Below are 21,979 nucleotides of genomic sequence, written 5' to 3' on the forward strand. Positions count from 1 at the left end.
CGCGCGGCTCGTGGCGTTCCTGGCCGCGCTACCGTGAACGCCGTGCCAGCGGACCTGATCAGGATCGACGACGACTCCGGCCTGCCCCCGTTCGAGCAGGTGCGCTCGCAGTTGGCGCGCCAGATCAGCGACCGCACGCTGGCCGTCGGCACCCGGCTGCCGACGGTCCGGGCGCTGGCCACCGAGTTGGGTCTGGCGGCGAACACGGTGGCGCGGGCCTATCGGGAGCTGGAGGAGGCCGGCATGGTCGAGACGCGGGGCCGGGCGGGCACGTTCGTCAGCGCGTTGGGCGATGCCAGCCGCACGGAGCTGCGGCACGCGGCCACCCGGTACGCGGCGACCGCCAGGGCGTTGGGCATCGGGGCGGACGAGGCGGTGCAGGCCGTGCGCGCGGCGTTGCGCTAGCCGGCGGAGTCCGCGGAATCCTCTGTGGACTGTTGGCTGGGCAGCGTGCCCTGGGCCATCCGGCGGGCGACGTCGAAGCGCATCCACAGCAGCGCCGCCCACACCACGCCGAACACCAGCCCCAGCACGCCCAGCGCCGGCGCGGCGACCCAGCACGCGATGAGCACCAGCTGCAACCCGGCGGCCACCCACAGCCCCCACGGCCGACGCAGGAACGCGCAGGTCACCAGCATGGCCAGGGCGACAACGCCGACCAGCACGCCCTGCCAGGTCGCCAGCCCCGACCCCAGGTTCTCCACCACCGGGATCGACAGCAGCACCACCAGCACCTCGAGCAGCAGCGTCGCGGCCGCCACCCCGGCGAAGGACTTCATCGGATCCGTCGGCTTCGTGCGGTTCACGACGGGTCCTTCCCGAACAGCGCCCGCGCCTCGCCGGCGGTGACCACCGAGCCGGTCACCACGACGCCGACCCCGGAGAGCTGGCCGTCGGCGTCGGACTCGGCCAGTTCGATCGCCGTCTCCAGGGCGTCGTCGAGGCGGGGGCGGACGGTGACCCGGTCGACGCCGAACACGTCGGTGGCCAGGTCGCCCAGATCCTCGGCGGCCATCGCGCGCTCGGTGGAGTTGGTGGTGACCACCACCTCGTGCAGCGCCGGTTCCAGCGCCGACAGGATGCCCCGCGCGTCCTTGTCGGCCATCACGCCGACCACGCCGACCAGCTTGGTGAAGCCGAAGTCGGCCTCCAGCGCGGCGGCCAGCGCGAGCGCGCCGTGCGGGTTGTGCGCGGAGTCGACGAACACGCTGGGCGCCGAACGGACCCGCTCCAGCCGGCCGGGCACCACCAGCGACCCGAAGCCCTCGCGGATCGCCTCGGCGTCCAGGCCGCGTTGCGCTCCGGCGCCGAAGAACGCCTCGACGGTGGCCAGCGCGAGCGCGGCGTTGTCGGCCTGGTGCGGGCCGTGCAGCGGCAGGAAGATCTCGTCGTAGGCGCCGCCGAGACCCTGGAGCTTGAGCATCTGCCCGCCGACGGCGACGTCGCGGCGCAGCACCCCGAACTCCAGGCCGGCGCGCGCCACGGTCGCCCCGACCTGCGCGCAGCGGGTCAGCAGGACCTGGGCGACCTCGGGGGTCTGCTCGGCGAGCAGCGCGATCGCGCCCTCCTTGACCACCCCGGCCTTCTCCTCGGCGATGCCGGCGAGGTCGGAGCCGAGGTACTCGACGTGGTCGACGCCGATCGGGGTGATCGCGGCGACCCGCGAGTCGGCGACGTTGGTCGAGTCCCACCGCCCGCCCAGGCCCACCTCCAGCACGGCGGCGTCGACCGGGGCGTCGGCGAACGCGGCGAACGCCATCCCGGTGAGCACCTCGAACTTGCTCATCGTGACCTCGGCGTCCCGGTCGACCATGGCGATGTAGGGCTCGATGTCGCGGTAGACCTCGACGTAGCGCTGCGCCGAGATCGGCGCGCCGTCCACGGCGATCCGCTCGGTCACCACCTGCAGGTGCGGGCTGGTGAACCGGCCGGTGCGCAGGCCGATCCTGGTCAGCAGCGCGTCGATCATCCTGGTCACCGACGACTTGCCGTTGGTGCCGGCGACGTGCAGCGTCGGGTAGGACTTCTGCGGGTCACCGAGCAGGTCGACCAGCGCCGCGATCCGCGCCAGCGTCGGCTCGATCTTCGTCTCGGGCCAGCGGGTGTTCAGCTCCGCCTCGACCTGGAGCAGGTCGTCCCATGTGGACTCGGGGGTGGACTCGTGGTCAGCCATTCGACATCGCGGACAGCCGCGCGGAGATCCGCTCGATGTCGGCCACGGCGATCTCCCGCCGGGCCGTGATCTTCGCGACGACCGGGGCCGGGGCCTTGTCGGTGAAGTTGGGGTTGCCCAGCTTCGCGTCGCAGCCCGCCAGCTCCTTCTCCGCGGCGGCGAGGTCCTTGGCCAGCCGCTTGCGTTCGGCGTCCAGGTCGACCGTGCCGGACAGGTCCAGCTCGACGGTCACCGTGCCGCCGGCCACCGCGACCTCGATCGACGCGCTGGCCGCGAAGTCATCGCCCGGGTCGTTGAGCCTGGCCAGCGACGCGACGGCCGGGCGCAGCGCCGACAGGCCAGCGTCGTCCACACCGGAGAGCCGGGCGGAGACCCGCTGGCCGGGCTTGACGCCCTGGTCGGAGCGGAACCGGCGGATCTCGGTGACGAGCTTCTGCACGGCGACGACGTGCCGCTCGGCCTCCGGGTCGCGCGGCTGGCCGGAGGCGGCTGGCCAGGGCGCGACGACCACGGACTCGCCGCCGGTCAGGGTGGTCCACAGGCGCTCGGTGACGAACGGGATCAGCGGGTGCAGCAGCCGCAGCACGACGTCGAAGACGTGCCCGAGCACGGCCCGGGTGGCCTCGGCGCGGTCACCGCCCTCGGCGAGCTGGACCTTGGCCAGCTCCAGGTACCAGTCGCACAGCTCGTCCCACGTGTAGTGGTAGAGCGCGTCGGAGAGCTTGGCGAACTGGTACTCCTCGTACAGTCTGTCCACTTCGGACACCAGGGCGTCGGTGAGGCCCAGGATCCAGCGGTCGGCCTCGGTGAGCGTCTCCCGCGCCGGCACCGCGCGCGCGGTGCTCGCGCCGTTCATCAGCGCGAACCGGGTGGCGTTCCACAACTTGTTGCCGAAGTTGCGCGACCCGGCGGCCCAGTCCTCGGCCAGCGCCATGTCGCTGCCCGGGTTGGCACCCCTGGCCAGGGTGAACCGGGTGGCGTCCGCGCCGTAGCGGTCCATCCAGTCCAGCGGGTTGATCACGTTGCCGCGCGCCTTGGACATCTTCTTGCCGGTCTCGTCGCGGATCAGCCCGTGCAGGTACACCTCGTGGAAGGGCTGCACGCCGTCCATCGCGTACAGGCCGAACATCATCATCCGCACGACCCAGAAGAACAGGATGTCGTAGCCGGTGACCAGCACCGAGTTCGGGTAGAACTTCTCCAGGTGCGGGGTCCGCTCCGGCCAGCCCAGCGTGGAGAAGGGCCACAGCGCCGAGGAGAACCAGGTGTCCAGCACGTCCGGGTCCTGGGTCCAGCCCTCGTCCGCGGGTGGCGGCTGCTCGTCCGGCCCGACACACATGACCTTGCCGTTGGGGCCGTACCAGACCGGGATCCGGTGCCCCCACCACAGCTGGCGCGAGATGCACCAGTCGTGCATGTTGTCGACCCAGTCGAAGTACCGCTTCGCCAGCTCCGGCGGGTGGATCCGGGTCCGGCCGTCGCGCACGGCGTCCCCGGCGGCCTTGGCCAGCGGCGCGACCCGCACGAACCACTGCAACGACAGCCTCGGCTCGACGACCGTGTCACACCGTGAGCAGTGCCCGACCGAGTGCACGTAGGGCCGTTTCTCGGCGACGATGCGGCCCTGCTCACGCAGCGCGGCGACCACCGCCGGCCGCGCCTCGAACCGGTCCAGGCCCTCGAACGGCCCGTGCGCGGTGATCACGCCGCGCTCGTCCATGATCGTGATCGCCGGCAGCTCCGCGCGCTGGCCGATCTCGAAGTCGTTCGGGTCGTGCGCCGGCGTGACCTTCACCGCACCCGTGCCGAACTCGGGGTCGACGTGCTCGTCGGCGACGATCGGGATCATCCGGCCGGTCAGCGGCAGCTCGACCTCGGTGCCGACCAGGTGGGCGTAGCGCTGGTCGTCGGGGTGGACGGCGACCGCCGTGTCGCCGAGCATCGTCTCCGCGCGGGTGGTGGCCACCACGATCGACCGGTCGCCGTCGCCGTAGCGGATCGAGACCAGCTCGCCCTCGTCCTCGGAGTGCTCGACCTCGATGTCCGACAGCGCCGTCAGGCAGCGCGGACACCAGTTGATGATCCGCTCGGCCCGGTAGATCAGGCCCTCGTCGAACAGCCGCTTGAAGATCGTCTGGACGGCCTTGGACAGGCCCTCGTCCATGGTGAACCGGTCCCGCGACCAGTCGACGCTGTCGCCGAAGCGGCGCATCTGCCCCTGGATCTGCCCGCCGTACTCGCCCTTCCACGCCCAGACCCGCTCGACGAACGCCTCCCGGCCCAGGTCGTGCCTGGTCAGGCCCTCGCGGGCGATCTCGCGCTCGACCACGTTCTGGGTGGCGATGCCGGCGTGGTCCATGCCGGGCTGCCAGAGCGCCTCGTAGCCCTGCATGCGGCGGCGGCGGGTCAGCGCGTCCATCAGCGTGTGGTCCAGGGCATGTCCCATGTGGAGACTGCCGGTGACGTTGGGGGGCGGCAGCACGATGCAGAACGGCGGCCGGTCGCCGCCGGCGTCGGAGGTGAAGTAGCCGGCGGCCACCCACCGCTCGTACAGCTCCGCCTCTACCGTCGCCGGCTCCCAGGCCGGAGGTAGGTCGGTGGTCGGCTGCGATGCGGTGTCAGTCACGCTCAAAGAGTCTACGAACCGCGCTGACCGGCGTGCATCCGAGTTCCCCCCGACCGGGGTTGTTAACACGCCGAACGGTCCGATCGATGACCTGAGCACCAGAGAGTTCACCTCCTGGTAGGCAGCGGATCCGAACAGAGCACACATTTTGGGGAGCCGGTGAACCCACGTCAGCCGGTCGCGGGCGACGCGGCCGAGGACGCCGAGTGGGCTGACCGCCTGCGCGCGGCGGCCAGCGCGGACGTGCCGCAGCTGCTGCGCACGGCACGTCGGCACCGTCAGGCCCGCTGGCTGGCGGCCGGCCTCACCCTGGTCGTGGTGGCGGCGGTGGTCACCATCCTGCTCCGCGCCGGGACCTTCAGCGGCCTGTTCACCGAGGACACCTCCGGGTCACCGTCGGCCCTGGCGCCCACCCCGACGGCGCGGCCGGCCAGCCCCATGTTCGACCCCGCCCGGCCCTTCGCCTCCACCCCGGCGGCCGACTGGCCCGACGGCGCGTCCGGCATCCTCACCCCCACCCCCCGCCGGGTCGGCGCGTTCAGCCCGGACGAGGTGGCCGCCGCCCTGACCAGGGTCCGGGACGTGCTGGTGGCCAGCCGGCTCGACCACGCGCTGCTGGTCGAGCACGACCCGACCCGCTACCTCTCGCTGCTCGCCCCGGACGCCCGCCGCCAGCTGGAGCCGCTGTTCCACGGCGCGGAGCCGCAGGTGCAGTCGCTGGTCAGCATGGTGGCGCCCGGCTCGCGGCTGCTCGGTGTCGAGCCCAAGGTCAAGGGCGAGATGACCGTGCGGGTCGGTGACGCGGGCGAGCTGGTGGTCAGCACGAACTACGTGATCGTCTACGCCTTCGAGCCCGACGTCGCGCTCAAGCTGGTGGACACGATGAACGCGATCGTGGTGGTGCGCGCGGACGTCGACTACGTGCTGCGGGCCACCGACCGGTGGGCGCAGGGCAGCAAGGGCCTGTGGTACGGCGACGCGACCGGCTACGCGTACTCGATCGGCTGCGAGGCCTACGGGCGCGGCTACCTGGCGCCGGCGATGGCCGAGCGCGCGGTGGCCACCCAGACCGACCAGTCCCGGTCCGGCTACTTCGACCCGGCGAGCCCCGCGCCGCCGCCGAGTTGCCCGGCGAGCTGACGGTCCCGGGGCGGCCCGCGCCACATCGCACGGTCGGAGGGCATTTTCCGGGGCCACCGCACGTTGAAGGCGTCGAGATCCTTTCCGCAGGGAGTGTGAGATGACCCAGGCGCCCGAGACGCTGACGATGTACTCGACGACGTGGTGTGGTTACTGCAGCCGGTTGAAGGCGCAGCTGGAGCGCGAGGGCATCGCCTACCGCGAGGTGAACATCGAGCACGACCCGGACGCGGCGAACTTCGTGATGAGCGTCAACGGCGGCAACCAGACGGTGCCGACGGTGCACTTCCCGGACGGCACCGCGCTCACCAACCCGACGCTGGCCCAGGTCAAGAGCCAGTTGGTGGCCTGAGCAGGGCCATGGCGGCGTTGTGGCCGCCGATCCCGCTGACCCCGCCGCCGCGGCGGGCGCCGCTGCCGCAGAGCAGCACGTTCGCCGTGTCGGTCGCCACACCCCACGGGTCGTTGCTGTCGTCGTTGTCGGCCCACGGCCAGGCGAGGTCGCCGTGGAAGATGTGGCCGCCGGGCATGGCCAGCTCCCGTTCGAGGTCGAGCGGGGTGCGGGCCTCGACGCAGGGCCGGCCGTCGGCGTCGGTGGCCACGCAGTCCTCGATGGGGTCGAGCAGGTGGCGGTCGAGGCCGGTGAGGTAGCGCCGCACGAGCGTGTCGCGCAGCCCGTCGTTGTCCTGGGTGAACAGGTCGGCCGGCAGGTGCAGGCCGAAGAGCGTCAGCGTGTGCGCCGCACCATCCACGATGGACTCGTCGGTGAGCGTGTGGCAGTACGTCTCGCCGGGCAGCGGGTCCGGGATCCGGCCGGAAACACTTGCCTGGTAGGCGTTCTCCAGCTCCGAATAGGACTCGTCGAGGTGGTGGGTGCCGGCGAAGGCCTGCCTCGGGTCGACCCCCGAACGCAACCGGGGCAGCCGGTCGAGCAGGACGTTGATCTTCAGTTGGGCGCCGCGCGGCGCGTCGGCCGCGCGCCCGCGCAGCCGGTCGAGCACGGCCGGCGCCACCCCGGCGAGCACGGTCGCGGCGGCCACCGTGTGCTCGGCCTCACCGGCGACGTACCGGATCTCGGCGTCGACCCCGTCGGCGGACACGGCCGTCACGGTCGCGCCGGTGCGGATCGTCGCCCCGGCCTCCTGCGCCACCCGCACCAGCTCGGCCGTCACCGTGCCCATCCCGCCGACCGGCACCCGCCACTCCCCGGTCCCGTCCCCCACCAGGTGGTACAGGAAACACCGGTTGGCCAGCAGGGTCTCGGACCGTAACGAGGTGTGCGTGCCGATCAGCGCGTCGGTGGCGACCACGCCACGGACCACGTCGTCGGCGAAGGTCTCCTCGATGGCCTGCCCGATCGGGGCCTCGAAGACCTGGTGCCACAGGCGTTCCCCGGCCGCGCCGGCCACCAGCGAACGCACCCGCGCGCGGGTCGGCAGCGGTTCGAGCATGGTCGGCGCGAGCGCCCTGGCCATCGCGGCCAGCGCGTCGTACCAGGCGGTCCAGCGGGCGAACTCGGTGTCCGACCCGGTCAGCGCCCGGAAGGACGCCTCGGTGGCCGGGCCGGGCTCGCGCTCCACCAGCAGCCCGCCGGCCCGCCCGTCCCGCCGGACCGGCGTGTACGACGAGACCGGGCGCGAGCGCAGCGACACCCGCAGGCCGAGGTCGGCGACGATCTCGGCCGGGAGCAGGCTCACCAGGTAGGAGTAGCGCGACAGTCGGGCGGCGACCCCGGGGAACGGGGTCTCGCTGACGGCCGCGCCGCCGGCCTTGGCCAGCCGTTCGAGCACCAGGACGGACTTGCCGGCTCGGGCCAGGTAGGCGGCGGCGACCAGGCCGTTGTGGCCGCCACCGACCACCACCACGTCGTAACGTCGAGTCACCCCCGGCACGCTACTGGACCAGGCGGGCCCGGCGGGACGTCAACGGACGGCGTACCGGTTCCCGCGCGGGCCGGGCCGCCTCGACGGTCCGCCGGTTCGCCGAGGCGGCCTGGGACTCCTCGGCCTCCCGGCGGAAGTCGGCCGCACGGCTGGCGGCGATGATCTGGGCGCTGTACGGGTCCATGACGTTTTCCCTTTCCGGGCAGGGGGTAGCGGGCCGTCGGGGTCGACGGCCTGGTCGTGGGTGAGCTGGGTTCAGTCGGTGGTGTCGGGGGCGACGGTGACGGCGAGGAACACGCTCACCGAGCGGGCGCCCTCGGGCCGCGCCGCGGGGTTGTCCCGGCGGTCGCGGAACTTGTCGGTCAGGTCCCGCACGGCGCCGCGCAGTTCCTCGACCTCCTCGACGGTGAGGAACTCGTGGGCGCCGTCGACGCCGACCGCGGTCCGCCACCCTGGTGCTTCGAGGTGGACCCGGTTGAGGCGCTCGCGGATCTGGTGCAGCTCGTAGTCGAGGAAGGCGCCGGTGGCGGCCCTGGCGGCGAGGGTGCCGTCGGTGTCCATGCCCTCCTCGCTGACCGACATGGCGGTGTCGACCACCCGCCACGGCTTCTCGCGGCCCTGACCGCCCGCGGCCTGCTCGACGAAGTTGTACTTGGCGAGCATGTTCAGGTGGTAGGAGCAGTTCGCGACGCTCTCACCGGTGGCGGTGGCGCAGTGGGTGGCGGTCGCGGTCCCGGCGCGGCTCACGATCTCCATCAGCTGCCAGCGCAGCGGGTGGGCCAGTGCGCGCAGTGCCTTGGGGTCCGTGATCCGGGGTGATGGCTCGACCATGAGAACAACATACCTTTAGCAAGGAACCCTTAGCAAGGTTTCTTTCTAAGGGTTCCTTGTGATGTGGTTCGCGCCCAGCCGAGCCTGCCGGTCGTCCACCCATTCGCGCACCGCCGGCCACGGTCCGTAGCCGGCGTCGGTGTTCAGATGGGCTCCACCGGGAATCACGTCGAGGTCGATCCGGAGCGCGGCGGCCATCGCCACGGCGTCGTCCACCGGGCAGGTCTCGTCGTCCTCACCGACCACCAGCTGGGTCCAGCCGGCGACCCGACGCACCCCACCGGCGTCCAGCGGCGCCGGGGTGAAACCGTGCACGTCGGGGTGGGTCCAGCGCGGCCCGGGCGGCGCCACCAGCAGCACCCGGTCGAAACGCGGCACGGCGTCGCTCCCGGCCGTTCTGGCCGCGTGGTGCAGCCACAGCAGCGCACCGCAGGAGTGGGCCAACAGCACCCGCTCCCCGGCCCGAGGGGCCGCGTCCAGGTGGTGGCGCAGTTCGCCGAGCCAGACCTCCAGGTCGGGCCGGTCGGGGTCGGTCAGCTGCGGGATGTCGACCGCGCCACCGACGTTGGCCAGCTCACCGGCCAGCCAGCTCTGCCAGTGCCGGGGTCCGGAACCGGTGTGTCCGTGCAACAGCAGAACGTAGGGCGTCATGCCCGTGGACCCAGTCTCAGGCGGACTTCTCGCGGCGCTCCCGGCGGGAGGGCTGCCGGGCCACGATCGTCGGGTTCACGTTCTCCCGGACGGTCTGCTCGGTGATGACGACCTTGGCGACGTCGCTGCGGCTCGGGATGTCGTACATCACCGGCTGCAGCACCTCCTCCATGATCGCGCGCAGGCCACGGGCACCGGTGCCACGCAGGATCGCCTGGTCGGCGACGGCCTCCAGGGCGGTCTCGGTGAACTCCAGCTCCACGCCGTCCATCTCGAACAGCTTCTGGTACTGCTTGACCAGGGCGTTGCGCGGCGCGGTCAGGATCTGCACCAGCGAGGGCTTGTCCAGGTTCGTCACGCTCGCCACGACCGGCAGACGACCGATGAACTCCGGGATCAACCCGAACTTGATCAGGTCCTCGGGCATGGTGTCGGCGAAGAAGTCGGCCTCGTCGATGTCGGCCTTCGAGCGGATCTCGGCGCCGAAGCCCAGGCCACGCTTGCCGACCCGGTCCTGGATGATCTTCTCCAGCCCGGCGAACGCGCCGGCCACGATGAACAGCACGTTCGTCGTGTCGATCTGGATGAACTCCTGGTGGGGGTGCTTGCGGCCGCCCTGCGGCGGGACCGAGGCCGTGGTGCCCTCAAGGATCTTCAGCAGCGCCTGCTGCACGCCCTCGCCGGACACGTCACGGGTGATCGAGGGGTTCTCCGACTTGCGGGCGATCTTGTCGACCTCGTCGATGTAGATGATGCCCGTCTCGGCGCGCTTGACGTCGTAGTCGGCGGCCTGGATCAGCTTGAGCAGGATGTTCTCGACGTCCTCGCCGACGTAGCCGGCCTCGGTCAGCGCCGTGGCGTCGGCGATGGCGAACGGGACGTTGAGCAGCTTGGCCAGCGTCTGCGCGAGATAGGTCTTGCCGCAGCCGGTCGGGCCGAGCAGCAGGATGTTGGACTTGGCCAGCTCGACGGACTCCTCGCGGCCCTCGCGCCCCTCCCGGGTCTCCGGGCGGGCACGGTCACCGGCCTGGATGCGCTTGTAGTGGTTGTACACCGCGACCGCGAGCGTGCGCTTGGCCTCGTCCTGGCCGATCACGTACTGGTCAAGGAATTCGTCGATCTCGGCCGGCTTGGGCAACTCGTCGAGCTTGACGTCGCCGGCCTCGGCCAGCTCTTCCTCGATGATCTCGTTGCAGAGGTCGATGCATTCGTCGCAGATGTATACGCCAGGACCGGCGATCAGTTTCTTCACCTGCTTCTGGCTCTTCCCGCAGAAAGAGCACTTCAGCAGGTCTCCGCCGTCACCGATACGCGCCATGACCGCTGACCTCTGTCCCCTCCGACGTACCCGTGAGCACGCCTGGATGTTTGGCTTCTGGACCGGGCCTCGAGTGCCAGTGTTACGCACCGCGCTCCAGGCCCGGTCGAGTGCCTGTTGTCTTTGACGGTACCTGCCAACCCCCACCGAATGGGAGAACCTACTCGTCGAGTTGTCGGATTCGGCCGATCAGGTGGCCCGGGTCCACGGGTGCTGTGACCGCTCGACACAGGGGGTTGACACGCTGCCTCACGGCTTGGTCGCGGACAGCTTCCGGTAGGGCAACACCTCGTCGACGATGCCGTAGTCCTTGGCGTCATCCGCCGTGAGGATCTTGTCCCGCTCGATGTCCTTGCGGATCTGCTCGGCCGAGCGGTTGGTGTGGCGGGCGAGGGTCGACTCCATGAGCCGCCGGACGCGCTGGATCTCGTTGGCCTGGATCTCCAGGTCGGAGACCTGCCCGTAGACGCCCTCCATCGCGGGCTGGTGGATCAGCACGCGGGCGTTGGGCAGGGCGAAGCGCTTGCCCGGGGTGCCGGCGGCGAGCAGCACCGCGGCGGCCGAGGCGGCCTGGCCGAGGCAGTAGGTCTGCACGTCGGGGCGGGCGAACTGCATGGTGTCGTAGATCGCCATCAGGGAGGTGAAGGAGCCACCCGGCGAGTTGATGTACATGATGATGTCGCGGTCGGGGTCCACGGACTCCAGGTACAGCAGCTGCGCCATCACGTCGTTGGCCGAGGCGTCGTCGATCTGCACACCCACGAAGATGATGCGCTCTTCGAACAGCTTGTTGTACGGGTTGGACTCCTTGACCCCGTAGCTGGTCCGCTCCACGAAGGAGGGCAGCACGTACCGGGACTGTGGGAGGTGAAGGTCGCTCACTTTTCAGGTCTCCTCAGGTCTGGTCAGCTGCCGCTGCCGTTGGGGGTCTGGCTGGCGCGGGTGACCACGTGGTCGACGAAGCCGTAGTCGCGGGCCTCGGCCGCGGTGAACCAGCGGTCGCGGTCGGCATCCTCGGTGATCTTCTCCACGGTCTGGCCGGACTGCTCGGCGGTGATCCGGGCCATCTCCAGCTTCCACTTGGCGTAGACCTCGGCGCGGATCGCGATGTCGGACGCGGTGCCCCCGACGCCGGCGGAGGGCTGGTGCATCATGATGCGCGCGTGCGGGAGGGCGTAGCGCTTGCCCGGGGTGCCGGAGGAGAGCAGGAACTGCCCCATCGAGGCGGCCAGGCCCATCGCCCAGGTGGCCACGTCGGGCTCGATGAGCTGCATGGTGTCGTAGATCGCCATGCCGGCGGTGACCGAGCCACCCGGGGAGTTGATGTAGAAGGTGATGTCCTTCTCCGGGTCCTCCGCGGCCAGCAGCAGCAGCTGCGCGGTGATCCGGTTGGCGATCTCGTCGTCGACCTCGGACCCGAGGAAGACGATGCGCTCCCGGAGCAGCCGCTCGTAGACCGAGTCGTTGAGGGTGAGTCCTGCGGTCGTCGACCGCATGTCGGGCGTCCGCAGTGGTTGCGTCACGTCTGCCTGCTTTCTCCGCTCACGCCAGCGCCGGGGCGCTGGTTAGGACGATGATCTGTCTCGTGTTCGACACTAACGAAGCTGGGCGGCGCGGCATGCCCAGGAATGCTCAAGTTCGCTCAGAGCTTCACTGGTCCGCGGCGGCGGGCTCGTCGGCGGCGGCCGGCTGCTCGCGGGGCCCGAACAGTTCTTCGAGGTCGACGGTGTTGCCGGAGGCGTCGGTGACCGTCGCCAGGCGGACCACCGAGGCCAGCGCCTTGCCCCGGCGGACGTCGGCGAAGATCGCGCCGAGCTGGTTGGACTGCTGAGCGCGCTGGACGTACTCGTCCGGGCTGACGCCGAAGCGCTGGGCCTGGTAGATGATGCGCTCGGTGAGCTCGTTGTCGTCGACGGTGAGGTTCTCGGCGTCGGCGATCTGGTCGAGGACCAGCTGGGTCTTGACGGCCTTCTCGGCCTCGGTGCGCACGTCGGTGTCGAACTCCTCGCGGGTCTTGCCCTGCTCGGTGAGGAACTCGTTGAACCGGTCGTCGTCGTGATCGAAGGTGTGCACGGCGTCGTGCTGGCGGACCTCGACCTCGGAGGTGACCACGCCCTCGGGCAGCGGGACGTCGGTGACCTCCAGCAGGGCCTCGAGGACCTTGTCGCGGGCCTGGACGCCCTGCTGCATGCGCTTGACGCGGGTGAGCCGTTCCCGCAGGTCGGCGCGCAGCTCGTCGATGGTGTCGAACTCGGAGGCGAGCTGGGCGAAGTCGTCGTCGGGCTCGGGCAGCTCGCGGACCTTGACGGTGTTGACGGTGACCGTGACCTCGGCGTCGCGCCCGGCGTGCTCGCCGGCGACCAGCTTGGTCGTGAAGACCTTGGACTCGCCGGCGGAGGTGCCGATGATGGCCTCGTCGATGCCCTCGATCATCTCGCCGGAGCCGACCTCGTAGGACAGCCCGGAGGTCTTGGCCTCCTCGACCTCCTCACCGTCGACGGTGGCGGACAGGTCGATGGACACGAAGTCGCCGTTCTCGGCGGCCCGCTCGACCCCGGTCAGCGTCCCGAACCGCGCCCGCAGCTCGTCGAGCTGCTCGTCGACCTCGGCGTCGGCCAGCTCAAGGTCGTCCACGGTGACCGAGAGCTCCCCGAACGCCGGCACGGTGATCTCCGGCCGGACGTCGACCTCGGCCGTGAAGGCGAGGTGGTCGCCGTCCTCGATCTTGGTGACCTCGAACTCGGGGCGACCGAGCGCACGGACCTCCTCGGAGTTGAGGACCTCCATGTACTTGGCCGGGATCGCCTCGTTGACGACCTCGTCCAGAATCGGTGCGCGCCCGATCCGCTGCTCGATGACCCGGGCCGGCGCCTTACCGGGCCGGAACCCGGGGATACGGACCTGGTTGGCGATCTTGCGGTAGGCGCGGTCGAAGTTGGGCTTGAGCTCGTCGAACGGCACCTCGACGTTGATCCGGACCCGTGTCGGGCTCAGGTGCTCGACGGTGCTCTTCAACGTGATCTCCTCGGGCTGGGCTGTCCTGAACACACCCGGGGGCGACCTGAGCCCCGGGGCCGGCCCGAGTCTATGGAACTCGTGCGGTAATGGACTCGCCGGGGTTGACGAGCCGACCTGGTCGGGCTGACAGGATTTGAACCTGCGACCCTCCGCTCCCAAAGCGGATGCGCTACCAAGCTGCGCCACAGCCCGCCGACCACGCCCTCCCGAAGGGGACGCGCCCACAGCGTATCGCGGCACGCTAGGCTGTTTCGCCAGGACGCCCCCAGCGTCCACGCGGGTGTAGCTCAATGGCAGAGCCCCAGCCTTCCAAGCTGGTCATGCGGGTTCGATTCCCGTCACCCGCTCCACAGTTCTCTCGCAGGTCAGAGACGGGCAGACCGTCTCCCTGAGATGTCATCTCCGACCGCCAATCCGCTTCCTCAGGTTCACCGAACCCAGGCACCTGTCACTCCGGCAGCAACGTCAGTGAGTGCACGTGGCGGGGGCGGACAACCGTGAAGTGGCGCCTGTCGAGTGTCGCTACCTCGGTGATGTTCAGACGTTCCGCGAGCGCGACCACTGACGCGTCTGACGTGCCCAACGGGAGATCGGCGTACTGGTTCACCAGGGCTGCCATGCGCTCGTAGTCATCGGCGAGCAGTTCCACGGGGGTGAAGTCGCCGGCGGCCACCGACTGGAGGAACCTCGCTTCGACGTGAGCACCGGCTTCTCGCGCCAAAAGGTAGCCGACCTCGGCGATGATCGGGGCCGGGAGCAGCATCTCCCGGTTGGCGAGCCGTAGGCTCGTGAACAGGTCCACGCAGCGGCGATGGTCAGGATCGCGGAAGAGAGCCGCGGCTACCAGAGGAGCCGTGTCGCAAACGATCACAGGGCACGTCAGCGACCGAACCCCTCACGGAGCAGGTCATCCGCACGGTCGGCGATTCGCGTGCCGTCGCCGGGAGTGCTGGTGAAGAAGCCAGGGCCACGGGCGGTCCTTGACCAAGTGGAGGTGCCGACGGACGTCGGCCAATGCTTGAGGAACCTGGTCCTCGGGGCAATTCCTGGACCAGGCGCAGTAGCTCGTCACGCTCGGCGCTCACACACCCGGTGTGCCGCTGCTACCTCCGCGATCGTGCCGATCATCGGGTTGCGATGGGCCGGGGCGACAGACGCCTACGAATCACCGCCGGTTCAGCTTTCGACACCCCAGCGCCGCCCGCGCGTCATCCAGGTCGTCGACCAGGCGGTCGGTGGTCTCCACCCGAAGACTCTCGGTGATGTAGGTACGAAACCTTCAGATCCTCGACCAGGTCGTCCCAAGACGTCGTCGGAGCGCCTCCGTCTCACCATCGGGCGTATCACAAATCCGCCTCGCCTGGTCTCGGCTTGGCTCCGCACGGGGACGAAGGCGATCGCCCACGGGTCGTCGACCTGGGGTGATCACCTTCGCCTACCCGAACGCGGGAACCGTAATGGCGCCAGGCAAGGAGGCCTCGACACAGACGCTGCGATTCCGCCCGGATCGCCGACGCGGGAACCCGAAGTACGTCTTGCGCGGTCTACTGCATCTCCCGCACCTCGATGCGGATGCCCAACACCTCGGAGGCCTGCCCCGCCCACGTCAGCGCGGCGTCGAGGTCGGCGACGTCGATCACCCAGAAACCGCCCACATATTCCTTGGCCTGAACGAACGGCTCGTCACGTACGACGGTCTCACCGGAGGTCACCTCAACAGTCTTGGCCGTCGACGGCGGGTGCAGGCCACCCGCGTAACGGAACGCGCCGGCGTCCTTCAACGCCGTGTTGAACCCGTCGACGCGGGCGATCAGGGCCTCCATCTCGACCGGGTCCATCTCGGCCATCGATTCCATGGTCGGCTCGGTGGCGGTGTCGTGCGGAACGGTCAGGAAGTACTCGGTCATCACTGGATCCTGTTCATCTTCGGGGTGGTTCTGCTGTCCGAACACCTCTGCGTCGAACGACGATGCCGGCAGATCGACACCTCACCGGGAAGAACTTTGCGCACTCGTACGAACACGAACAGTCAACCCGAAGCGTCGGTGTTGCCGCACGGACCGACCTGGTGGGACTTCCCGTCTCGCTGGCCGACGTAACTCCTCCGCGCACGCGGATGTGCGTTGGTGCTGGACGAGTTCGCCAGCACAGCGGCGCCACCCGGAGGCTAGAGGGCCGGGCGCCTGGGAACCGGTCCGGTGACCACGTGGACGGTCTCGGCGGCGATCAGGCAGGTCGTGGGTGTTGGGCCGCCGGCGTCGGCCTCGAAGGCGACCAGGACGGGTGGGGGGTCGCCGAGGTTGGCGGTCACGGTCGCCGACTCCTCGGGGGTCGGGGGGCGGAAGACCGGGTCCTGGAAGGACGTGGGGCAGGCGATGAACGTCGGGTCCTGGAAGACCAGTTCCAGGTCGTGGTGGTAGGTCAGGTCGTGGCCGGCGCCCAGGACCAGACGGGCCGGGTCGCAGGTGATCACTTCCCAGTCCCACCATGACCCTGGAGGGAGGTGTACACCCTCGGTCACGGCCTGGGGGTCATTGGGGGACATTGGGCTCTTCCGGGTCGGGACTCGTTACACGGGAGATTATGCAGCGTCTCACGGTACGGCCGCGCCGGCACGCGGGGATTGACCGGCGGAATCCCGCCTCACCCTGCGGCGGCACGGTCGAACATGGGCACGACGGGACACTTTACGCATATTCAGCGCCACTTCGCGGTCGACGCTCACCGACCGGCAGTACCGGGAATCGATATGGCAAAACGGATGGCGCATTACCAGAATTTCGGAGCAGGGACAGCGGAGGCCAGAGACCGGACAGGAGGGACGGACATCCCACCACCGCCCCGGATCGGCGCCAGCACGGCCCGCTGAGAGTTGAGGAGTCCGGGTGTTCACCGGTAAGCAGCACACCAGAAACAACACCGTGTAATTATGCGCCGACGGCTGAATTCCGATAGGCAATTCGTCGCAACGGATCACTGTAAGTACAACATTGGTTGCGGAGCGCTTCCGCAGCCAGACAAATCGGGTGCGCATTCTGTGAGAGGGATCCGGAACCCCCTCCGAGATAGCCTTGCTGGGAAAAACCGCAAATGACAAGACGCTGGTTTACGCCACTAAACTGGAGTACCGATGGAACTTGTCGAGCACAGCGATTCTGTCGGCCGCGAAACCGCTGGTGAACCTCGTGCCGGAAAGTCTCTTGGCGATCTTTTCCTGGACGAGGTCCGGCGGCAACCCGACCGCATCGCCGTCGTTCGGGATGGGGAGAGTCTTACCTACCGTGAGCTTGGGGAGCGGGCGGCCGGGGTCGCGGCTCAGCTGCGTGAGCTCGGGCTCCGCGCCGACGACCGTATCGGGCTGTTCGTCGAGCCGTCGGTCGAGCTGATGGTCGGTGCCTGGGGGATTCTGCTGGCCGGCGGCGCCTACCTGCCGCTTTCGCCCGAGTACCCGGAGGAGCGTCTCCGCTACATGATCGAGGACGCCCGGGTGACGATCGTCCTCGCCCAGGAGGAGCTCACCGGTCGGGTGGCCGAACTCGCGCCGGCCGGCACGACCGTACTCACGCCGGGTGACGGACCACCGGGGGCTCCGCCGACGGTCAGCGACCGGGACCTGGCCTACGTCATCTACACCTCGGGCAGCACCGGCAAGCCCAAGGGCGTGATGATCGAGCACCGCAGTGTGGTCAGCCAACTGCGCTGGCTGTCCGACACCCACGGGCTGGGCGCGGGCACCGTCGTGCTGCAGAAGACGCCGATGAGCTTCGACGCGGCCCAGTGGGAGATCCTCGCGCCTGCCCGGGGCGCGACCGTCGTGATGGGATCCCCGGGGGTCTACCGCGACCCGGAGCGTCTCATCGAGACGATCCGCGCGCACGGGGTCACCGCCATCCAGTGTGTTCCGACCCTTCTCCAGGCGCTGTTGGACACCGAGGAGTTCACCGAGGCCACCTCGCTGACCCAGATCTTCAGCGGCGGCGAGGCCCTGTCCCGCACCCTGGCCACCCAGTGCCTCGACGCCCTCCCCTGGTGTGACCTGATCAACCTGTACGGGCCGACCGAGTGCACCATCAACTCCTCGGCCCACGTCGTCGACCCCGCCACCGTGGCGCAGGGCCCGTTGACCGTCTCGATCGGCGCGCCGGTGACCGGCACGACCTACGCCGTGCTGGACGCGCAGCAGCGGCCGGTGTCGGTCGGTGAGGTCGGCGAGCTGCACATCGGCGGGATCCAGCTCGCGCGTGGCTACCTGCACCGGCCGGACCTGACCGCCGAGCGGTTCGTCGACATCACCGTGCCGGGCACCGGGCACACCCGCTGGTTCCGCTCCGGTGACCTCGTCTCCTGGAACGCCGACGGCACCGTCGGGTTCGTCGGCCGCGCCGACAACCAGGTGAAGCTGCGCGGTTTCCGCGTCGAGCTGGACGAGATCCGGCTGGCGATCGAGGAGCACGACTGGGTGCGCAACGCGGCGGTCATCGTCCGCCAGGACGAGCGCAGCGGATTCCAGAACCTCATCGCCTGCATCGAGCTCAACCCCAAGGAAGCCGCCCTGATGGACCAGGGCAACCACGGCGCGCACCACCAGTCCAAGGACAACAAGCTCGCCGTACGCACCCAGCTGTCCAACCCGGGGCGGCGCACCGCCGAGGACCTGGCCGGGCGCCCGTCGGTCGAGCTGCCGGGGCGGGACGCGACGGCGTTGCAGCGCCGGTGGGTGTTCCAGCGCAAGACCTACCGGTTCTTCGAGGGCGGCCCGGTCAGCCGCGACGACGTGGTTGGCCTGCTCGGGCGGCGGCCCGCCGGGTCGGAGTCGCGGGAGGTGTCGTCGCTGACCTTCGAGGGCTTCGGCGAGATCATGCGCAGCTTCGGCGACTGCATCAGCGGCGAACGCCTGCTGCCCAAGTACGCCTACGCCTCCCCCGGCTCGCTGTACGCCACCCAGCTCTACGTGGAGGTCAACGGGATCGGCGGCCTCGACCCCGGCTTCTACTACTACCACCCCGGCGACCACCGGCTGGTGCTGATCACCCCGACCGCCGCGGCCGGGCAGCCGTACGTGCGGGCGCACTTCCTCGGCAAGCGCGGCGCCATCGAACCGGTGTACAGCAACAACATCCAGGAAGTCCTGGAGATCGAGACCGGGCACATGGTGGGGCTGTTCGAGGAGTACCTGCCGCTGTTCGGCCTCACGTTGCGCGAACGCGAGTTCACCCCGGCGGTCAGGAACGACCTGGACTGCGCCGAGGACGACTTCTACCTCGGCTCGTTCGAGTTCGCCCCCTACGAGCGCAACCGCCCCGACGACGACCTCGACCTCTACGTCCAGGTCCACCCCGGCAAGGTCGCCGACCTGCCCGCCGGGCACTACCACTTCCACGGCGGCGAGCTGACCCGCATCTCCGACGAGCTGGTGCAGAAGAAACACGTCATCGCCATCAACCAGCACGTCTACGACCGGTCCAGCATCGGCGTCACCGTCATCAGCCGCACCGGCCACGACTGGCTCAACTACATCGACCTGGGCCGCATCCTGCAACGATTACAGATGAACGAGCTCAACCTCGGTTTCATGTCCTGTGGCTACAGCTCCAAGACCGGCTACGACCTGCCCGCCGCCAAACGGATCCGGGCGATCCTCACCGAGTCGGGGCACACCGACGGGCCGTCCTACTTCTTCGTCGGCGGCCGGGTCAGCGACGAGCAGATCTTCGACCGGGGCATGCGCGAGGACGTCGTGCACATGAAGGGCCCGGCGGAGATGGTCCGCGACGACCTGGTCAACTTCCTGCCCGACTACATGATCCCCAACAAGGTCGTGGTGTTCGACCGGCTGCCGCTGACGGCGAACGGCAAGATCGACGTGCGGGAGCTGGAGGCGTCGCCGAGGACCGAGGTGAACAGCAAGGACCGGCCCTTCGCCGCGCCGAGGACCAACACCGAGCACCGGGTGTGCGCGCTGTGGAAGAAGGTTCTCAAGCTGGAGACCGTGTCGGTCAACGACGACTTCTTCTCCTGCGGCGGCAACTCGCTGGTCGCGGTGCGGCTGGTGAAGGAGCTGAACAAGGAGTTCGGCGGGGCGCTGCCGTTGCAGGTGCTGTTCGAGTCCTCCACGGCCGAGAAACTGGCGCGGCGGATCGACGAGGACGCCGAGGCCGCCTCCCGGCTGGTGCCGCTGTGTTCGGGCGGGCCGGGTGAGCACCGGCCGGTGTACTGCTGGCCGGGTCTGGGCGGCTACACGATGAACCTGCGGCTGCTCGCCGGCTCGGTCGAGCTGGACCGGCCGGTGTACGGGGTGCAGGCGCACGGCATCAACCCGGGCGAGGTGCCCTACCCGACGATCCGGGAGATGGCCGCGCAGGACGTCCGGATGATCCGCGAGCGGCAGCCTCATGGCCCGTACACGCTGTGGGGCTACTCCTTCGGCGCGCGGGTGGCGTTCGAGTCGGCCTACCAGCTGGAGCGGGCCGGGCAGCGGGTGGACAACCTGTTCCTGATCGCGCCCGGCTCGCCGAAGCTGCGCGAGAGCGGCGACGGGTCCCACGGCTACGCCAACCGGGCGTTCCTGACGATCCTGTTCTCGGTGTTCGCCGGCACCATCGAGGGTCCGGTGCTGGCGCGGTGTCTGGAGTCGGTGACCGACGACGAGAGCTTCACCGCGTTCGTCACCAGCCGTTTCCCCGAGCTGGACGGGGACGTGGTGGCGCGGATCGTGGCGATCGTGCGCCAGACCCACGAGTTCACCTACTCCTTCCACGAGCTGGCCCAGCGCCGCATCGACGCGCCGATCACGGTGTTCCGCGCCAGCGGCGACGACTACTCGTTCCTGGAGAACAGCAGCGGCTACTCGGCGACCGCGCCGCTGTTCGTCGACCTGGCCGCCGACCACTACAGCCTGCTCAAGGAGGCCGGGATCGGTGAGCTGGTCGGCCTGATCCGCTCCCGCCTCGGCGCCGACCAGCACGACCAGCACGACCAGGCTGCCTGACGCACACACCGCAACGGCCTCCGCGAATCACTTCGCGGAGGCCGTTGCGGTGGAACGGGGTCAGCTGACCGAGGCCAGCTCACGCTCCGGGGCCTTGCGGTGGGTGCCGACGGTGAACAGCAGCGACGCGGCCACCAGGATGATGCCGAACCACACGACGCTGGAGATGCCGGCGTTGTCCGCGAACAGTCCGGCGAAGAACGCGCCCAGCGCGATGGAGGTGTTGTAGGCCAACGTGTTCAGCGACATCGCCGCCTCGAACGTCTCCGGCGCCGACACCTGGGTCATGGTCAGCTGGCTGAGCTGCATGACGCCGTAGGCCACGCCCCAGGCGATCAGCGCGATCAGCGCGCCGGCGGCGCTGGCACCGGCGGCCATCAGCAACAGCAGCGACGCCAGCATGATCACCGCGCCGACGGCGAAGCTGCCGACCAGGCTCTTGCCGACGGTGCGCCCGGCGACGAAGTTCCCGATCGCCCCACCGACACCGAAGATGATCAGGCACACGGTGATGAACGTGGACGACGCGGAGGACTCGCTCTCCAGGAACGGCCGCACGAACGTGAACGCCCCGAAGTGGCCGAGCACGAACAGCACGACGGTGACCAGCACCAGCCGCAGTCGCACGTTGGACCTCGGCAGGCTGAAGACCTCCCGGATGGACACCGCGTTCGCCGAGGGCAGCGAGGGCACCAGCAGCGTGACGGCCAGGAACACCAGCACGCTCAGCCCGCTCCAGATGAAGAACGTGGTCTGCCAGTCGGTGGCGTTCTCCAGGATCGTGCCCAGCGGGATGCCGACCACGGTGGCGATCGAGATGCCCGACATGACCACGGCGGCGGCGCGGCTGGCGTGCTTGCCCTCGACGATCCGCATGGCCATGCCGATGCCGATCGCCCAGAACGCGCCGTTGGCGAAGCCCATGACCAGGCGGGTGGTGAGAACCAGCGGGTAGCTGGGGGCCAGCGCGGTGATCAGGTTGCCCACCGCCAGGACCACCAGCAGGATCGACAGCAGCAGCCGCCGGTTGACCCGCCTGGTCCAGGCGACGATGAACGGCACCCCGAGCCCGGCCGACAGGCCGTAGAGGGTGACCATCAGGCCCGCGGCGCCCACCGAGATCTCCAGGCTGGAGCTCAGCGGGGTGAGCAGACCGACGGGCATCAGCTCCGTGGTGAGGAAGACGAACAAGCTGGCTGTGATCGCGGCGACACCCAGCCAACCCCGCAAGGCCGAGTGCGTGTGCTCATCGTGAGTGACCATTTCTTCTCTCTGCCTTGGGTGTCGGGTGGTTCAACGTCGTGGGGTGACCGGACGCGGTCACGGTCCCAGTCTTCTGACCATCGATAGA

General features: G+C 69.6%; 19 protein-coding genes and 2 tRNA genes. 5 read left to right on the forward strand and 16 right to left on the reverse strand.

From position 1 onward, the window contains the following. Window positions 1-42: 42 nt before the first annotated feature. Window positions 43-405, forward strand: coding sequence for a GntR family transcriptional regulator (locus BLA60_RS22690; RefSeq protein ID WP_425427080.1), 363 nt, complete (start codon window positions 43-45; stop codon window positions 403-405). Here BLA60_RS22690 and BLA60_RS22695 read toward each other — a convergent pair. Genes BLA60_RS22695 through BLA60_RS22705 form a run of 3 tightly spaced genes read right to left on the reverse strand, consistent with a single transcriptional unit; the run spans window position 402 to window position 4,799 of the window. Further along, window positions 402-806, reverse strand: coding sequence for a DUF4233 domain-containing protein (locus tag BLA60_RS22695; protein WP_245812095.1), 405 nt, complete (start codon window positions 804-806; stop codon window positions 402-404). The genes BLA60_RS22690 and BLA60_RS22695 overlap by 4 nt on opposite strands. Further along, complete coding sequence (gene folC, locus BLA60_RS22700) at window positions 803-2,173, reverse strand: bifunctional tetrahydrofolate synthase/dihydrofolate synthase (protein WP_075134970.1); 1,371 nt, start codon at window positions 2,171-2,173, stop codon at window positions 803-805. The genes BLA60_RS22695 and folC overlap by 4 nt, the downstream gene beginning before the upstream one ends. Continuing rightward, window positions 2,166-4,799 carry a valine--tRNA ligase gene (locus BLA60_RS22705; RefSeq protein WP_075134971.1) on the reverse strand — a complete coding sequence of 878 codons (2,634 nt, stop codon included), beginning with the start codon at window positions 4,797-4,799 and terminating at the stop codon, window positions 2,166-2,168. Before BLA60_RS22705 ends, folC begins: the two co-directional genes overlap by 8 nt. 159 nt (window positions 4,800-4,958) lie before the next feature. On the opposite strand from BLA60_RS22705, the gene BLA60_RS22710 reads away from it, so the two are divergent. Continuing rightward, on the forward strand, window positions 4,959-5,939 hold the full coding sequence (locus BLA60_RS22710; RefSeq protein ID WP_075134972.1) for a hypothetical protein: 981 nt from the start codon (window positions 4,959-4,961) through the stop codon (window positions 5,937-5,939). A gap of 100 nt (window positions 5,940-6,039) precedes the next feature. Then, window positions 6,040-6,291, forward strand: coding sequence for a mycoredoxin (locus tag BLA60_RS22715; protein ID WP_075134973.1), 252 nt, complete (start codon window positions 6,040-6,042; stop codon window positions 6,289-6,291). Here BLA60_RS22715 and BLA60_RS22720 read toward each other — a convergent pair. From BLA60_RS22720 to BLA60_RS22755, 9 genes are all read right to left on the reverse strand, one after another. Beyond that, complete coding sequence (locus BLA60_RS22720) at window positions 6,269-7,822, reverse strand: phytoene desaturase family protein (protein WP_075135036.1); 1,554 nt, start codon at window positions 7,820-7,822, stop codon at window positions 6,269-6,271. The two genes, BLA60_RS22715 and BLA60_RS22720, sit on opposite strands and share 23 nt — an antisense overlap. 10 nt (window positions 7,823-7,832) lie before the next feature. After that, window positions 7,833-8,006, reverse strand: a complete 174-nt coding sequence (locus BLA60_RS43495; RefSeq protein ID WP_154814521.1) for a hypothetical protein — start codon at window positions 8,004-8,006, stop codon at window positions 7,833-7,835. A 71-nt stretch (window positions 8,007-8,077) separates the two neighbouring features. After that, on the reverse strand, window positions 8,078-8,653 hold the full coding sequence (locus tag BLA60_RS22725) for a helix-turn-helix domain-containing protein (RefSeq protein WP_075134974.1): 576 nt from the start codon (window positions 8,651-8,653) through the stop codon (window positions 8,078-8,080). A gap of 45 nt (window positions 8,654-8,698) precedes the next feature. Then, window positions 8,699-9,304, reverse strand: coding sequence for an RBBP9/YdeN family alpha/beta hydrolase (locus BLA60_RS22730; protein ID WP_075134975.1), 606 nt, complete (start codon window positions 9,302-9,304; stop codon window positions 8,699-8,701). 16 nt (window positions 9,305-9,320) lie between these two features. Beyond that, a complete protein-coding gene (gene clpX, locus BLA60_RS22735; protein WP_075134976.1) occupies window positions 9,321-10,622 on the reverse strand; it encodes an ATP-dependent Clp protease ATP-binding subunit ClpX in 1,302 nt (433 codons plus the stop codon). Window positions 10,623-10,871: 249 nt separating this feature from the next. Continuing rightward, window positions 10,872-11,504 carry an ATP-dependent Clp protease proteolytic subunit gene (locus BLA60_RS22740; protein ID WP_075134977.1) on the reverse strand — a complete coding sequence of 211 codons (633 nt, stop codon included), beginning with the start codon at window positions 11,502-11,504 and terminating at the stop codon, window positions 10,872-10,874. 23 nt (window positions 11,505-11,527) lie between these two features. Next, window positions 11,528-12,118, reverse strand: coding sequence for an ATP-dependent Clp protease proteolytic subunit (locus BLA60_RS22745; RefSeq protein ID WP_075134978.1), 591 nt, complete (start codon window positions 12,116-12,118; stop codon window positions 11,528-11,530). A 154-nt stretch (window positions 12,119-12,272) separates the two neighbouring features. Continuing rightward, a complete protein-coding gene (gene tig, locus BLA60_RS22750) occupies window positions 12,273-13,637 on the reverse strand; it encodes a trigger factor (RefSeq protein WP_162292997.1) in 1,365 nt (454 codons plus the stop codon). A 118-nt stretch (window positions 13,638-13,755) separates the two neighbouring features. Further along, window positions 13,756-13,832: transfer RNA gene (locus BLA60_RS22755), tRNA-Pro, on the reverse strand. 84 nt (window positions 13,833-13,916) lie between these two features. Here BLA60_RS22755 and BLA60_RS22760 point away from each other — a divergent pair. Next, a tRNA-Gly gene (locus tag BLA60_RS22760) sits at window positions 13,917-13,990 on the forward strand. 98 nt (window positions 13,991-14,088) lie between these two features. On the opposite strand, the gene BLA60_RS22765 is transcribed toward BLA60_RS22760, so the two are convergent. From BLA60_RS22765 to BLA60_RS22775, 3 genes are all read right to left on the reverse strand, one after another. Next, complete coding sequence (locus BLA60_RS22765) at window positions 14,089-14,511, reverse strand: type II toxin-antitoxin system VapC family toxin (protein ID WP_075134980.1); 423 nt, start codon at window positions 14,509-14,511, stop codon at window positions 14,089-14,091. Between the two features lie 673 nt (window positions 14,512-15,184). Beyond that, the gene (locus BLA60_RS22770; protein ID WP_075134981.1) at window positions 15,185-15,547 is read right to left on the reverse strand and encodes a YciI family protein; all 363 of its coding nucleotides are present in this window, start codon (window positions 15,545-15,547) and stop codon (window positions 15,185-15,187) included. A gap of 260 nt (window positions 15,548-15,807) precedes the next feature. Beyond that, entirely contained in the window at window positions 15,808-16,113 is a 306-nt protein-coding gene (locus tag BLA60_RS22775) for a hypothetical protein (protein WP_075134982.1), read from the reverse strand. Window positions 16,114-16,770: 657 nt separating this feature from the next. On the opposite strand from BLA60_RS22775, the gene BLA60_RS22780 reads away from it, so the two are divergent. Beyond that, window positions 16,771-20,628 (forward strand): amino acid adenylation domain-containing protein, encoded by a 3,858-nt coding sequence (locus tag BLA60_RS22780; RefSeq protein WP_075134983.1) that lies wholly within the window; start codon window positions 16,771-16,773, stop codon window positions 20,626-20,628. Window positions 20,629-20,688: 60 nt separating this feature from the next. Here BLA60_RS22780 and BLA60_RS22785 read toward each other — a convergent pair whose 3' ends face one another. Next, window positions 20,689-21,891 carry an MFS transporter gene (locus tag BLA60_RS22785; protein WP_075134984.1) on the reverse strand — a complete coding sequence of 401 codons (1,203 nt, stop codon included), beginning with the start codon at window positions 21,889-21,891 and terminating at the stop codon, window positions 20,689-20,691. Window positions 21,892-21,979 lie beyond the last annotated feature (88 nt).

Source organism: Actinophytocola xinjiangensis, assembly GCF_001921215.1.
GTDB lineage: Bacteria > Actinomycetota > Actinomycetes > Mycobacteriales > Pseudonocardiaceae > Actinophytocola > Actinophytocola xinjiangensis.

Bases quoted from the DNA above. Each gene is read 5' to 3' on its own strand.
- BLA60_RS22745 (WP_075134978.1), bottom strand. From the start codon at position 12,118: ATGCGGTCGACGACCGCAGGACTCACCCTCAACGACTCGGTCTACGAG.
- BLA60_RS22785 (WP_075134984.1), bottom strand. From the start codon at position 21,891: ATGGTCACTCACGATGAGCACACGCACTCGGCCTTGCGGGGTTGGCTG.
- BLA60_RS22780 (WP_075134983.1), top strand. From the start codon at position 16,771: ATGGAACTTGTCGAGCACAGCGATTCTGTCGGCCGCGAAACCGCTGGT.
- BLA60_RS22725 (WP_075134974.1), bottom strand. From the start codon at position 8,653: ATGGTCGAGCCATCACCCCGGATCACGGACCCCAAGGCACTGCGCGCA.
- folC (WP_075134970.1), bottom strand. From the start codon at position 2,173: ATGGCTGACCACGAGTCCACCCCCGAGTCCACATGGGACGACCTGCTC.
- BLA60_RS22715 (WP_075134973.1), top strand. From the start codon at position 6,040: ATGACCCAGGCGCCCGAGACGCTGACGATGTACTCGACGACGTGGTGT.
- clpX (WP_075134976.1), bottom strand. From the start codon at position 10,622: ATGGCGCGTATCGGTGACGGCGGAGACCTGCTGAAGTGCTCTTTCTGC.
- BLA60_RS22770 (WP_075134981.1), bottom strand. From the start codon at position 15,547: ATGACCGAGTACTTCCTGACCGTTCCGCACGACACCGCCACCGAGCCG.
- BLA60_RS43495 (WP_154814521.1), bottom strand. From the start codon at position 8,006: ATGGACCCGTACAGCGCCCAGATCATCGCCGCCAGCCGTGCGGCCGAC.
- BLA60_RS22730 (WP_075134975.1), bottom strand. From the start codon at position 9,304: ATGACGCCCTACGTTCTGCTGTTGCACGGACACACCGGTTCCGGACCC.